The organism is Chloracidobacterium sp. N, assembly GCF_018304765.1.
Taxonomy (GTDB): Bacteria; Acidobacteriota; Blastocatellia; order Chloracidobacteriales; family Chloracidobacteriaceae; genus Chloracidobacterium; species Chloracidobacterium aggregatum.
Genome location: NZ_CP072643.1, coordinates 459,920 through 472,984, shown reverse-complemented (window position 1 = coordinate 472,984; position 13,065 = coordinate 459,920). Strand labels below are relative to the sequence as shown.

The 13,065-nt window shown below is 58.2% G+C and carries 13 protein-coding genes and 1 pseudogene; 12 read left to right on the top strand and 2 right to left on the bottom strand.

Annotation, left to right across the window (positions count from 1 at the left end; genetic code table 11):
- Positions 1-87: 87 nt before the first annotated feature.
- Together J8C05_RS13080 and J8C05_RS13075 are read right to left on the bottom strand one after the other, a co-directional pair.
- Positions 88-1,428 (bottom strand): RNA-guided endonuclease InsQ/TnpB family protein, encoded by a 1,341-nt coding sequence (locus tag J8C05_RS13080; RefSeq protein WP_211423950.1) that lies wholly within the window; start codon positions 1,426-1,428, stop codon positions 88-90.
- Positions 1,419-2,069, bottom strand: a complete 651-nt coding sequence (locus tag J8C05_RS13075) for an IS607 family transposase (protein ID WP_459543870.1) — start codon at positions 2,067-2,069, stop codon at positions 1,419-1,421. The genes J8C05_RS13080 and J8C05_RS13075 overlap by 10 nt, the downstream gene beginning before the upstream one ends.
- Before the next feature lie 87 nt (positions 2,070-2,156).
- Between J8C05_RS13075 and J8C05_RS13070 the strand changes: the two are divergent.
- The 12 genes and pseudogenes from J8C05_RS13070 to J8C05_RS13025 form a co-directional block, all read left to right on the top strand.
- A pseudogene (locus tag J8C05_RS13070) lies at positions 2,157-2,711 on the top strand (DNA methyltransferase); the annotation flags it as partial.
- A gap of 47 nt (positions 2,712-2,758) precedes the next feature.
- Positions 2,759-2,890: an ABC transporter ATP-binding protein/permease gene (locus tag J8C05_RS13065; RefSeq protein WP_014101250.1), complete on the top strand. Its 132-nt coding sequence runs from the start codon at positions 2,759-2,761 to the stop codon at positions 2,888-2,890.
- Positions 2,887-3,306, top strand: coding sequence for a nucleotidyltransferase family protein (locus J8C05_RS15800; RefSeq protein WP_459543869.1), 420 nt, complete (start codon positions 2,887-2,889; stop codon positions 3,304-3,306). Before J8C05_RS13065 ends, J8C05_RS15800 begins: the two co-directional genes overlap by 4 nt.
- On the top strand, positions 3,203-3,949 hold the full coding sequence (locus tag J8C05_RS13055) for a restriction endonuclease subunit S (protein WP_211423948.1): 747 nt from the start codon (positions 3,203-3,205) through the stop codon (positions 3,947-3,949). The genes J8C05_RS15800 and J8C05_RS13055 overlap by 104 nt, the downstream gene beginning before the upstream one ends.
- Positions 3,936-4,295: a virulence RhuM family protein gene (locus J8C05_RS13050; protein ID WP_211423947.1), complete on the top strand. Its 360-nt coding sequence runs from the start codon at positions 3,936-3,938 to the stop codon at positions 4,293-4,295. Before J8C05_RS13055 ends, J8C05_RS13050 begins: the two co-directional genes overlap by 14 nt.
- A 9-nt stretch (positions 4,296-4,304) precedes the next feature.
- Positions 4,305-4,436 carry a hypothetical protein gene (locus J8C05_RS15650; RefSeq protein ID WP_281503766.1) on the top strand — a complete coding sequence of 44 codons (132 nt, stop codon included), beginning with the start codon at positions 4,305-4,307 and terminating at the stop codon, positions 4,434-4,436.
- 469 nt (positions 4,437-4,905) lie between these two features.
- The gene (locus tag J8C05_RS13045; protein ID WP_211424502.1) at positions 4,906-5,175 is read left to right on the top strand and encodes a hypothetical protein; all 270 of its coding nucleotides are present in this window, start codon (positions 4,906-4,908) and stop codon (positions 5,173-5,175) included.
- A 132-nt stretch (positions 5,176-5,307) separates the two neighbouring features.
- Positions 5,308-8,685, top strand: coding sequence for an Eco57I restriction-modification methylase domain-containing protein (locus J8C05_RS13040; protein WP_211423946.1), 3,378 nt, complete (start codon positions 5,308-5,310; stop codon positions 8,683-8,685).
- Positions 8,682-9,809 carry a hypothetical protein gene (locus J8C05_RS13035; RefSeq protein WP_211423945.1) on the top strand — a complete coding sequence of 376 codons (1,128 nt, stop codon included), beginning with the start codon at positions 8,682-8,684 and terminating at the stop codon, positions 9,807-9,809. Before J8C05_RS13040 ends, J8C05_RS13035 begins: the two co-directional genes overlap by 4 nt.
- 6 nt (positions 9,810-9,815) lie before the next feature.
- Entirely contained in the window at positions 9,816-11,498 is a 1,683-nt protein-coding gene (locus J8C05_RS13030; RefSeq protein WP_211423944.1) for an ATP-binding protein, read from the top strand.
- Positions 11,499-11,576: 78 nt separating this feature from the next.
- Positions 11,577-12,230 (top strand): hypothetical protein, encoded by a 654-nt coding sequence (locus tag J8C05_RS15525; RefSeq protein ID WP_246840806.1) that lies wholly within the window; start codon positions 11,577-11,579, stop codon positions 12,228-12,230.
- Complete coding sequence (locus tag J8C05_RS13025) at positions 12,113-12,919, top strand: methyltransferase domain-containing protein (RefSeq protein ID WP_459543875.1); 807 nt, start codon at positions 12,113-12,115, stop codon at positions 12,917-12,919. The genes J8C05_RS15525 and J8C05_RS13025 overlap by 118 nt, the downstream gene beginning before the upstream one ends.
- Positions 12,920-13,065 lie beyond the last annotated feature (146 nt).

Sequence of the window (13,065 nt, the reverse complement as noted above, 5' to 3'; positions counted from 1 at the left end):
TTTCGGGTGCTACCGACGCCGGTTTATACCACACGGCAGGGTGCCTGCTATCTTGGTGATGCCTTGGACCTTCTCAGGCTTCTGCTATCAAGAATGTGCGCAAAAGTGCGCACGGTTCTCTTCCTGCCCCGACGTGTCCTGTTGACCACCGTCGTATCTGACAGGCGTGACTTTCCCGACTACGGCGGGGACGGTCCCCGCCGCAGCGCCGCCATTGCTGGACGGACTCGCCACGGGTAGGGCAGTTTCGGTTGCCAGCCGTTTCAGGTTCAGCGCCGCATTGAGGTCACGGTCATGGTGCGCACCACATTGAGCACACACCCATGTTCGATCTCTCAATGTCAGCGCCTCGTTCTTCCAGCCACAGATGGAGCACAGTCGGCTACTTGGATACCAGCGATCAGCGATGGTAAGATGAGTACCGTAGCGCCGGGCCTTGTATTCCAACTGCGAGCGCAACATCCCAAAACCCACGTCAGAGATGGCGCGGGCGAGTTTCTCGTTCTGCAGCATCCCTTTGACGTTTAAATCCTCGATCACCAACGCTTGGTTTTCGCGGCAGAGTCGAGTCGTGAGCTTGTGGGTGAAATCCGCTCGGATATTGGCCATGCGGGCATAGAGCCGTGCCAATATCGCAGCGGACTTCTGCCGGTTGTTCGATACCGGCAGGCGCGTTCCTTCAGGCAGGCGGGCATGGCGTTCAAATCCGGCTGCCTTCCTGGCGGCTTCCAGCTTGCGGCTGAGACGTCGGCTACGGATTTCCAGACGGCGCAGCGCTGCTTTGAGCGGCTTTGGCGCCTCGATGACTTCACCGCTGGAGATCGTTGCGGCAGCCTTGATGCCCAGGTCGATGCCGTTGACCTCGTGCGACGTGCGACGCCGATAGAATTGCGCATCAGGCACCTCGACCTGTATTGCCACAAACCAACGATCCGCGGTGCGAGAAACCGTTGCGCCCAGTATCTTTCCTTTGAATCGCAGTTCCTCGGTCATGGCGACTTCGCCGATCTTGGGTAGGCGGATCGTCTTACCGACCAGACGGAACTTGTCGTTGGCTACGTAAAAGCTGTCGCGGCAGCGCCCCTTTTTCTTGAAGCGCGGTGCGTGTGCCTCTTTGCCAGCCTTGAGGTCGGTGAAGAATCTTTCCCAGGCTTTGGCGAGATGGGCAAACGGCTGGGCGTGGGCATCCCGGTGAATGTCCTGCAACCAAGGCCGACCGTTCTCATCGAGCCACTGCGGGTCGGTGTACTTGATGGCGTTGAACTGTTTTTTGAGCGCCATGGCGTTTGGCCTGCCGCCTGCTGCGTATTGCCTGTTCCACTCATTGAGCGCCCAGTTCCAAACACGCCGCGCCGTGCCGCAGGCGCGCTTGAAGTAGTCCACTTGCTCAGGAGTCGGACAAAGAGCAATCTTGTGGGTCAGTTGCATTGTTGGGCCTTTTTGACGTCATTCGCATCCTGTTTCAGCGCTTCATCCAACTTCTTTCGATAGTTCCTCAAACCGTATAGCCGAGACGAAAAACAGCGCACGATGGTCATTAAGTCTTGCACCATTTCCTGTTCGGGAGACAGCCGTTCCTGGTTGAGTACCAGCACTTCGCAGCCATGGGTTTGGGCGTAATGTTCGAACCACTCAAAGCCGAAACGGGTGAGGCGGTCCCGGTGAGCGAGGATTAGCATCCTGACTTCCCGTCGCCCAATCTCGTCCATAAGGGCCAGAAACCGCTTGCGCCTGAAGTCCAGCCCGCTGCCCACTTCCTCGATAAACTCGACCCCCGCCAATCCCTTCGCCACCACGAACGCTTCCAGCACTTTGCGCTGATTCGCCAGGTCCGGCTTCTGCGCCGCACTCGATACCCGACAGTAGGCGACAAGCTTTGTTGGCGCATGGTTGGCCTGCCGCAAACCGATGAACTCACGGATCTGCGTCTCAGTGTAGAGGCGGCGGTTGCTGTCCGTTCGGGCCACCGGAATTAGCCTTCCTTCGCGTTCCCAACGCTGCAACGTCTTGACCGAGACACCAAGGAGTTTTGCCGCCTTGCCTGTGCTTATAGTGCTTTCCATGAGCATTATTATACACTATCGCGTACTATACGGCAAGCTAGAGTCCGGCTCCGCGTGAAGGACGCCGTCAACACCGTGTAGTGGTTCTCAAAATCTGAGTGGCCGAAGGCGGACGCCCGACAGGTTCTGGTTCCCTACTCCGGGCGTATGAAAACACTGTTGAAGAATCCGCAGGCGTTTTACCAACTCAAGGAGCGGCCATCCGGTCACGACATCAGCCAAGGGTTTGCCGTGGACAATGGTGGCGCCATCCCCTCGAATCTGCTCCAGATTCCCAATACCGAAAGCAACTCTCCTTACCTGCGCCTCTCGAAGCTTGTAGGTGCGGAAACCCATCCAGCCCGTTTCCCACCTGCCTTGCCTGAATTCTTCATCCGGTTCCTCACGACGGAAGATGATCTGGTGCTGGACATCTTTGCCGGATCAAACACCACAGGAAGTGTGGCCGAGCAGTTTGGACGGAGGTGGATGGCGATGGAAATCAATCCGCAGTATGTTGCCAGTTCGGCGCTTCGGTTCCTGAACCATCTTTCTGAGCAGGAAGTGAGGGACTATTTTGCCCGGCTGTCCGCAGGTCAGAAGTCTATCCCGGTGGACCTGTCGGGTGCGCCTAAGTTATTTGAGCAGGCCGCCACGGGCGAACCATAGTCAATCCATGGGGATGAACCGTGTTGTGTCTTTGGAGATTTCGTCACATGGGGACGCATCAGGAACTCGTGGTGCGCGCGGATGGGATTTACCGCCGGTTGTACGAGTTGCAGTACCGCGAGTCCACGCCGCCGCCACGCTCCGCCAGCGCGGCCACGGCCGTCCGGTCGCCTGTATGAGGAAGCTGTCCATGAAACCGGGAGAACGGTTGAAAGCCCAGCGGGAAGAAATACTGCGTATTGCGGCAAGGCACGGCGCACGGTATGTGCGGGTTTTCGGCTCCGTTATCCGGGGTGAGGCTGACGAACGAAGCGATATTGATTTTCTCGTGGAGGATTCGGCGCTACACCCGCGCCAAGCAGAAGCTGATCAAGCTGCTCGAAGAATACCGTCAGGCCCTCATCCACCAGGCCGTCACCGGCAAGATCGACGTCCGCACCGGCAAGCCGTACCCGGCCTACAAGGACTCCGGCGTCCCGTGGCTGGGCCACGTGCCGGAGCATTGGGAGGTACGCACAATCAAGAGCCTTGCGGGAAAGGGATACAAGACCTTTGTAGACGGCGACTGGATCGAGAGTCCATATATAAGAGCTGAAGGAATCCGACTGATTCAGACAGGAAACATTGGTATCGGTCACTACAGGGAGAAGGAATTCCGCTTCATCGACGAAGAGACGTTTGTTGCATTCAGGTGCACTGAGATCATGCCGGGAGACGTTCTAATTTGCCGCCTCGGTGATCCGGTTGGGCGAGCGTGTTTGGCGCCCAACCTCGGAGTACGCATGATCGCGTCGGTCGATGTGTGCATTCTGAAGCCGAACGAAAGTGCAATCGCGGCATTCCTGGTGTATGCGATGTCATCACCAGTCTACCTAGAGTGGATAGGCTCGCTTGTTCGCGGAAGTACTAGAGACCGTGTCAGCCGCAGCATGCTTGGCCGATTCTGTGTGCCTCTTCCCCCCCTCCCCGAACAAACCGCCATCGTCGAGTACCTCGACGCCCAGACATCCAAGCTCGACGCCGCCATCGCCGCCGCCCGCCGGGAAATCGAACTGTTGCGCGAATACCGCGAGCGGCTCATCGCCGACGTGGTCACCGGCAAGGTGGATGTGCGCGAGGTCGCGGTACAGTTGCCCTATGAGCCGCCTGAGGAGGAGGCTGGAACTGAGGAAGAAGAGCCTGTTGCCGAAGAGCTCGCAACCGTAGATTCGCAGGAAGAGGCGAATGGCGAAGAGTAAATCAACATCGAAGCATCAGGTGATCCGAGAACCGCTGGCTGCCCAAGGCGGCGAGATTGTGCTTTATCAGGCGCCCGACGGCTCGGTCAAGCTGGACGTCCGCCTGGAAAGGGATACCATTTGGCTCAGCCAGAAGCAAATGGCTCTCCTTTTCGATACGGAACGAAGTGTTATCACAAAGCATTTGCGCAACATCTTTCAAAGCGGAGAGCTTGAAGAAAAAAGCAATGTGCAAAAAATGCACATTCCCGGTTCGGACAAGCCTGTCGCGTTCTATAGTCTGGACGCCATCATCTCGGTCGGTTACCGGGTCAACTCCAAGCGCGGCACCCAGTTCCGTATCTGAGCTACTCAGGTGCTGCGTGACCACATCCTCAAGGGCTACACGGTCAATGAGCGCCGCCTCAGGGAACTGCAACAGACGATCCGGTTGGTTTCCACGCTTGCGGACCGGCGAGCACTGAGCGGCGAAGGCCACAGCGTGTGATTGCCAGTGCGACTTCAGCTATGGCTTCGCCCGCCACATGTGCGACGCCCTGCCGCACTCATGATCAAATGTGCAAGCAGCGCGAACGGGCGTGCAAACTATTGCCAAAGGCAGCGTCGTCTCCGGTACATCGAAGAACATGGAAATGAAACTGACCAACGTTGCCCGCACCAGTTTGGAGGAGCTGCGCCGAGACTACGAGGACTTCTTGCGGCAACGTGGGTTGCCGCTGTGGCCGCGCGACGATCCGCGCCGCCAACTCCAAGGAACTGGACTATGGCGGGTGAGAAGCTTCTGAAAAACTAATCGGGAGGAAATCGTGCGCGGCTTCGGCCTGTTGCTCTCGACGATGCAACAGCACGAAGAGGTGCTCAAACGCTTGCTTCGAGCGCAACCTTGGGATAACTCTGGATAGGAACATCCGTGCAATGAGACTGCAGTGCCATAGTTTTGCCATGGAGTGAGTTCAATGCCACGCAAAATGAAGACGCATCAGATAGACCCGAACGGCGTGCGCGACTTCCGCCACGCTGACGCCCGGCGCCCGAACAACCCGCCCGCTGGCGTCGCGCCCACGTACGAAGTCCGCGAGCGGCAGACCACGCACTACACTTACGAGCCCCACCTGGACCCGCAGCTCGTCTGGGCTGGCAAAGCCGAACACACCTCGTTCGAGGTGGACGTGGTGCCGCTCCACATCCACGAACGCATCTCCCGCGGGCGATCGTGGAGGCGGTAAAGAAGCCGGAGCCGCAACTCGACCTCTTCGGTGAGACGTCCCTGTCCGCTGACAGACAGATTCAATTCTGCAAGCGTGAAGTTGGCTGTGCGAACTCCTTGCTCCAGGTGCCTGCTGAGAGGAGAGAGGATTATGCAGCCTGAAGCCTTAGAGCTAAAGGTTCGTCAATGGAGCCGAAAGATGCACGATGCATTGCAAGACGTGCACCGCTCCAAGCTGAGCGAAGCGGATTTTCGTCGGGTGATTGATCCGCTGTTAGTGCAGTTTTGCGAGCAGATCGGTGACACTTCTCTGGCCCGTGCGGAGTATACCCTTGCCACCGGACGAGCCGACGCCGTCTTTAATCGCATGGTAATCGAGTATGAACGCCCCGGCAAGCTCAAGAAAATTCCCGACGCCGCCACGCGCCAAGCGGTCCAGCAGGTCAAAGACTATCTTGAAGGGCTGGCGAAAAAAGAGCGTCATCAAATCGAGCGTCTGGCTGGGGTCGCTTTTGATGGTTGCCTCCTTATCTTCGTCCGCTACGTCAACGGGAGGTTGACAGAAGAGACCCCTGTTGATGTGAACCTGCACTCACTGGAGCGCTTCCTGACCTGGTTAGCAGGTCTGTCGTCAGGCATCGCCCTGACCCCCGAAAACCTCACCCGCGATTTTGCCATCGAGCAACTGCGCACGCAGAATATCCTGCGAGGCTTGTTCCGGGCGCTTGGTCCCGCCCTCGAGTCTACCGATGGCTTGGTTGCCAAATTGTTCGAACAGTGGCGGCTCTTTTTCAGCGAGGCGATTGATTATTCTGAGGCATTCGGCGGTCGCAAGCTGGAGCCGCTGAAAAAGTGGGTGCGCAAGGCTGGATTAAAAATCGAGACCCCGGCAGAGGCAGAACGTTTCTTTTTTGTTCTGCACACCTACTTCGCCCTGCTCGTCAAACTGCTCGCCTGGCTGGCGCTCTCGCGGCACATGGGGGGCAAAATGGGCGCGCCTTCGTTTGCCAGCCTGACCTCCGCAGATGGCGAGACGATTTACCGCAGTTTGCAAGAGATGGAATCCGGCGGCATCTTCCGCGCCTATGGCATCCTCAACCTGCTCGAAGGAGACTTTTTCGCCTGGTATCTCTACGCTTGGAACGACAAAATCGAAGCTGCCTTGCGGGAAATCATCAAACGATTGGACGAATACGATCCCACAACGCTGACCCTGCTGCCAGAAGAGACGCGCGACCTATTTAAGAAACTCTATCACTACCTCCTGCCACGCGAGATCCGCCACAATTTGGGCGAGTATTACACCCCGGACTGGCTGGCGCAACGATTACTCGTGCAAGTGGCTGGCGACCTTTTCGAACCTGGAAGGAAAGTTACAGAGGCTGTGCTGCGCCAGAAGGTCCTACGCACGCGCTTCCTTGACCCGGCTTGCGGCTCCGGTACATTTCCGATTCTCATCATCGCGCGGATGCTGGAGTTGGGCCGGACGCTGCTGGTGCAGGAAAGCGACTTGCTGGAAAGCATCCTACACAACGTCGTCGGCTTTGACCTAAACCCGCTGGCGGTGCTGACGGCGCGCGTGAACTATCTGCTGGCGATTGCTGACCTGCTTGAATATCGCAAAGGCGAAGTCACCATCCCAATCTATCTGGCCGATTCGGTGCGCACACCGACGCTGGGCGAGGAACTCTTTAGCCACGACGCCTATGAATTCCCCACCGCAGTCGGGCAGTTCCTGGTGCCCGCCGTTCTTTGCGTGCCGGGACGTTTTGATCGCTTCTGTGACATCTTGGAAGACAGCCTGCGCGCCGGTCTGGGGGCGGATAGTTTCATCAAACGGGTCGAGCACGGAGTGTCTCCCAGTAGCGGGTCGGAGTGGGGGTGGGACGACCGCGCCGTCTCCCTCACACGCGAGCTCTACGAGAAGATGCTCGAGCTCCACCGCCGCGGGATGAACGGGCTGTGGGCACGCCTCTTGAAGAACAACTTTGCCCCGCTCGCCGTCGGACAGTTCGACTACATCGTCGGCAATCCGCCGTGGGTCAATTGGGAGCATTTACCCGATGGGTATCGGCGATCTATTGTGCCGTTGTGGGCACGCTATGACCTCTTTCGCCATAAGGGTTTCGACGCCATTTTGGGCAAGTCCAAAGACGACATCTCAGTGTTGATGACGTACACTGTGATGGACAGGTTACTCAAGGACAATGGCCGGCTCGGTTTTGTCATCACCCAGTCTGTGTTCAAGACAGGTGGGGGAGGACAAGGCTTCCGCCGCCTTCAGATTCCCCAAGGCAAGGGAAAGGCGACGCCTCTGCGCGTGGTGCACGTGGACGACATGGTGAGCCTCAATCCGTTCGAGGGCGCTTCCAACCGAACGGCGGTGATGGTGTTGGAGAAAGGGAAGCCAACCCAGTATCCCGTCGCCTACACGTTGTGGCGCAAGACCAAAGGGGCTCGTTTTACATACGACAGCACGCTGAACGAAGTCGAAGCTGCCACGAAACGCCTGCATTTTAAAGCTGAACCCGTTGACCCAAAGGACCCAACATCCCCCTGGCTGACCGCACGCCCTAAGGCGCTCAAAGCCATCCGCAGGGTGCTTGGTATGTCGGACTACCAGGCCCACGCAGGCGCCTACACCGGCGGTGCCAACGCCGTTTATTGGGTTAATATCAATAAGCGTCCCGATGGGTTGGTAGTAGTTCGCAACATCACCGAAGGCGCAAAGGTGAAAGTGCAGGAGGTGACCGAACCGATTGAGCCTGACCTGCTCTACCCGCTCCTGCGCGGGCGGGATGTCCGTCGTTGGAAAGCCCAACCGTCGGCATGGATTTTGATTACTCACTTGCCGGGAATGGGGCTTAAGGCAATCCCCGAAAATGAGATGCAGACTCAATACCCCCGCACCTACGGCTACCTGAAGCGCTTTGAGGAGGTGTTGCGGGAGCGCGCCGCCTTAAAGCGCTACTTCACCCGCAAGGACAAAAACGGTCGCATCGTGGAAACAGGACCGTTCTACTCCCTGTTTGATGTCGGCGACTACACTTTCGCCCCGTGGAAGGTGGTGTGGCCGAACATAGCTTCTGCGTTGAAGGCGGCTGTTGTAGGATCGGCTGAAGGCAAAATCATTGTCCCCCAGCATATCGTGACACTGGTTGCCTGCGAGAGCGAAGAGGAAGCCCATTATATCTGTGCGCTGCTCAACTCTTCTTCGGCTAACTTTGCTGCGAGGGCATATTCGCAAGAAGGCGGAAAAAGTTTCGGAGACCCCCACATCCTTAAACACATCCGCATCCCTCGTTTTGACCCGAAAAATCCCGTGCACCTTCAGTTAGCGGAGTTGTCCAAGCAGGCACATAAGGCGGCGAAAGCCGGCGATGAGATGCGGTTGCGGGAGATTGAGGCGGAGATTGACCGCCAGGCGGCGAAACTTTGGGGCTTGAGCGATGACGAGCTGCGCGAAATCCAGCAGAGCCTGCGCGAGCTGGCAGGACAAGAAGAGCCGCAAGCCGAGGAGCAACCATGAGAGCCCTGCAACACCTGCGTCACATGCTGAAGGAAATCGCTCAGGACGTGGAGACGCTCCCCGCCGTCGGCGGTGCCGTGGAAGACCTGGAACGTCCCGACTTCGAGGAGCGCGAGGACCAGGCGCTGAACGAGGAGGAAAAAGTCTTTGAGACGATTTTCGAGCGCGATCCCTCGGGCCCTCCGCGTCTGTATCGCCCTGTGCCACCGCTCAAGCGCACCGAGCACCATCTCTTTCGCTACTTCCTCGATGGCTCGTTCCGCTCGTACTTTCTGGGCACGGTACTGGAAAACGAGCGCGAATCGCCAGTGCACTATGCGCAAATCGGCGCGTGCGTGCTGCGCCGCGAGGACGACGGCTCGGTGCGCCGTGAGGCTCTCCAGATACGAAACATCCTGCTCGCGGGTAAAGACCGCCTTTCCCAAGAAGTGTGGACGAAGCTGGAAACACTTGCCCAGCAGGCGGAGATAGACCTGGTGGACCTCACCGAGCGCGATATCGTGAGCGGCGTGCTGACGGATTTCGATCTACGAAATAAGGCGGCCGGCAAAGTGCGTTTCGCTATGCACAAGTTAGAAGCAGAGATCATCAAGGAGATCTTGCCACAACTTTCACAAGAGCAGTGGCTCGTGGTAGATGGCTCTCTGCTGTTTGAGCCGACCTTGGCGCAGCTAGGCAGCGGCAACCAAATCAAGCCTGTAGTCGGCGTAGCCAAGAACTTCCGCAAAGACCCGCAGTTCGTATTTGGTCGAGGGCCGCGCGCCGAGCGCCGCTCTATCTACAAACTGCTATCGGAGTTGCAAGCGGAACACCGCACCGCCGCATTCAGTGCGCGCGGCGGCAAGGTGGTATTCTGGTACGTCCGTCTGCGAGAGCAAACGTACCTGGATTACCCGCTGATGGGCGTCGTCAAAGTCGAACTGGCGAACCCTTCTCAGCAGCCGGTTCCTTCTGATCTGATTGACAAAATCTCGCGCGCCCTGGTAGCGGAGCGCAACGTCACTCCACATGGACAAGATCGCCGCTGGCATGCGCATCTGTACCCCATCTTTCTCTCCGAGCGCGCCGTCAAAGAGAGCCTCTTCTCACGAGAGGCCGTGCAACAGTTTCTCAAATGGAGGTGAATCGCCATGTCCGCAGAGCACCCAGTGATTGGACTTTCTTCGGCAACAGCCAATCAGCCAACCACATCCGATAGTTTCTGCTTCTGGCTTGCGCCAGGGGTCATCGTCAACCCCTTCGATATTGTGGAGGCAGAGCAAGTGGCTCCTGATGGGACAAGTCGCACGTTTGGCATCGTCACCACGCTGGAGCACAGCACCGATGCGCCGACGCATCTGTCCAACTTCATCTCGAACGATTTTGGGCAGGTGTCGGTTGAGCCGAACACGGTGCGCCAAGGCACGACCGTTGCGCACGCGGCTGTCCTCTCAAACGATCGAGACATCTACATGCCTGTGATGAATGACCGGCCGGTACGCTTTGCCGATGAGACGGGCATTCACACGGCGTTGGGCGTTGACCAGGTGCCGGAGCGGTATCGCGTGCCGGCAGGGCTGATTGAGATGTCCAACGGAACCCGTGCCGTCGTCTATCTCGACAGTCGCTACATTCTCGGACCCGAGGGCGCGCACGTCAACATCACCGGCATCTCAGGGTTGGCCACGAAGACGTCCTATGCCATCTTTCTCATTCAGTCCATCTTGCAAAAGGCCCAAAACCGCGATCGCATCGGCGTCATCATTCTGAACGTCAAGCACGGCGACCTGCTCACGATTGACCAGCCCCCGCGCGCAAGGCTTCCTCCGGAGGAGCATCAGCTTTGGGAAGCGCTTGGTCTAACGCCCCAGCCGTTCAGCAACGTGCGCTATCTGTTGCCACACGGCAAGACGACGCACAATGACGGCAGGCCGAACAGTTTCCGCCTCCCGGAGCGCGACTGGTATCTCTATGCCTACTCGCTGGCGGACACGTACAACAAACTGGATTTGCTCCTCTCCAACATTCCCGATCCGTGGGACACCGTCGGCGCACTGATCGGCGAGATTAACCAGGGGCTTTCCGATCCTAAAACGGGACAGTGGGGGCCAACAGGCAAATGGAAAGGTGTAACCGATTGGAACAGCCTGCTGAACGGCGAACCACTGGTCAAGGACGGCCAGGCCCAGCAAGTAGGCGACGTCCGCGCCGTCTCCGTCGGCCGGTTTCGACGCCTGCTGAGGCGCACCGTAGAGACCCGCCAGACCGGGATTTTCGTCGACCACCGTCCCCGGGACGTCAAGAATCTGAGCCAGGAGATCGCCAGGATACGCGGCGGGGAGACAATCGTCGTTGACATCGCCCGCCTGGCCGATGATGAACAGACGCTCGTTTTCGGAGACATCCTGCGCACCATCTACGCCCTCTACGCCGAGGAAGGGAGCGAGAACGAGAATTTGCCGGAGAAGGTGATCATCTTTGTGGACGAACTGAACAAGTATGCGCCTGCCCGCGAAAAAGGATCACCCATCATTGAGCAGGTGTTAGACATTGCCGAGCGCGGGCGTTCGCTTGGAGTTGTGCTCTTAGGTGCGGAACAATTCATGAGCGCCGTGCACGAGCGCGTCGTTGGCAACTGTTCGACGATGGTCATCGGTCGCAGCGGCTCGGCTGAACTTTCCTCGCCAGCGTACCGTTTTCTTGACCCAGCCGTCAAAGCCAACGTCTCACGCTTGCAGAAAGGCGAACTCGTGATTAGCCACGCCACATTTCGTCAGCCGGTGAAAATCCGGTTCCCGCGTCCAGCGTACTTGCAAGAGGGAATTCAAGACTAATGGGATTATGCGATAGTAAATCTGGTCACGCCACCACGCAAGTTCCATCTCGAGCACCGGGACCTCAAGCACGCAGCCGTGAAGGCCATCCATTTTCCAAGCAACTGTCAGGGCGGCGGTGACTATCTCACGCCGATGATCAACCTGCTCAAACAGCAGGGCGACGTGCTCTTTCCCACCGGCAAGAGGTTAGAGCTGGAGAGCATCCGCCCGCTCAACCTGGGCTACCTGCATGCCGAAGCCGAATGTCGGCAGAATGGGAATGTGTTGCGCGTTGCCATCAGCTTCGGTTCCCAGCATGGGCTGGTGATCGCCCACCAGGTGCTCAACAAGCTGGCCAACCCTCAGGACCGGCGATTCTCCGATGCGGTGCTCCTGGTATGCCCCAATCTCACCATCCGCGAACGCCTGCAAGTGCTTCTCCCCTGGAAAAGTGGTAACTACTACGAAAAATTCGACCTGGTGCCGCGCGCGATGCTGGAACGGCTGCAGCAGGGGCGCTTCCAAATCACCAATTGGCATCTTTTCCAGCCGCAGGACGACAGCCGCTCGAAAAGCGTCGTGCAACGCGGCGTGGAAAGTGATACAGCGTTCTTCGGCGGGTGCTCAAAGAGCTGGGCAACAAGCAAAACATCCTGGTCATCAACGACGAGGCGCACAAGAGCCAATACGACTTCATTGACGGCTTCGCGCGCCACATGTGGGACGCCCTGCCGCACGCCTCGTTCATAGGTTTCACCGGCACGCCGATCGAGCTGGCCGACGCCAACACGCGGGCCGTGTTCGGCGATTACATCAGCATTTACGACATTCAGCGCGCGGTCGAGGACGGCGCGACCGTGCCCATCTACTACGAAAGCCGCTTGGCCAAGCTCGATCTGCCGGAGGAACTCAAGCCGCGGCTTGACGCGGAATTTGAGGAGGTGACCGAGGGCGAGGAAATCGAGCGCAAGGAAGGACTCAAGACGAAATGGGCGCAGCTCGAAGCAGTCGTCGCACACGGCGAGCGACTCCCGTTTGCCGACGCTACGTTCGACTGTGCTGTTGCGTCCGAAGTAATCGAACATCTCCCAGAACCGGAGCGAGTGCTCGACGAGATGTGGCGTGTTGTCCGGCCGGGTGGACGTGTGCTCATCTCCACACCGTATCGGGAGCGCATTCGCTACGTCCTCTGCATCCACTGCAACCAGCCCACACCGATCCACGCTCACTTGAACAGTTTCGACGAACACCGACTCGCCTCGTATCTGCGCCAGGGACGGTTCGGCTATACAACGTTTGGGAACAAAGCCTTGCTCATTGCACGGACGCATGTTCTGCTCGGATGCGTTCCACACTGGCTATGGCGACTCGTCGATTGGCTCGCCAACAGGATTCTCCCCAAGCCTGCCCACATCGTTGCCTGGTGGGATCGTGCATAATCGTGTTCTGCTCGCGTAGAGTGCGCCCTGTTCGGAAGGGTCGCGTCACTCTCTCCCACCACTTGCGATTTCCTCCCACTATCTGGTGCACTATCCCCTTCCATTCGGATTGGCACGTGCCTACTTGCGAAATTCTCTACATGTTC

Coding starts and splice junctions, on each gene's coding strand:
- J8C05_RS13080 (WP_211423950.1), bottom strand. CDS start 1,428: ATGCAACTGACCCACAAGATTGCTCTTTGTCCGACTCCTGAGCAAGTG.
- J8C05_RS13075 (WP_459543870.1), bottom strand. CDS start 2,069: ATGCTCATGGAAAGCACTATAAGCACAGGCAAGGCGGCAAAACTCCTT.
- J8C05_RS13065 (WP_014101250.1), top strand. CDS start 2,759: ATGGGGACGCATCAGGAACTCGTGGTGCGCGCGGATGGGATTTACCGC.
- J8C05_RS15800 (WP_459543869.1), top strand. CDS start 2,887: ATGAGGAAGCTGTCCATGAAACCGGGAGAACGGTTGAAAGCCCAGCGG.
- J8C05_RS13050 (WP_211423947.1), top strand. CDS start 3,936: ATGGCGAAGAGTAAATCAACATCGAAGCATCAGGTGATCCGAGAACCG.
- J8C05_RS13045 (WP_211424502.1), top strand. CDS start 4,906: ATGCCACGCAAAATGAAGACGCATCAGATAGACCCGAACGGCGTGCGC.
- J8C05_RS13040 (WP_211423946.1), top strand. CDS start 5,308: ATGCAGCCTGAAGCCTTAGAGCTAAAGGTTCGTCAATGGAGCCGAAAG.
- J8C05_RS13035 (WP_211423945.1), top strand. CDS start 8,682: ATGAGAGCCCTGCAACACCTGCGTCACATGCTGAAGGAAATCGCTCAG.
- J8C05_RS13030 (WP_211423944.1), top strand. CDS start 9,816: ATGTCCGCAGAGCACCCAGTGATTGGACTTTCTTCGGCAACAGCCAAT.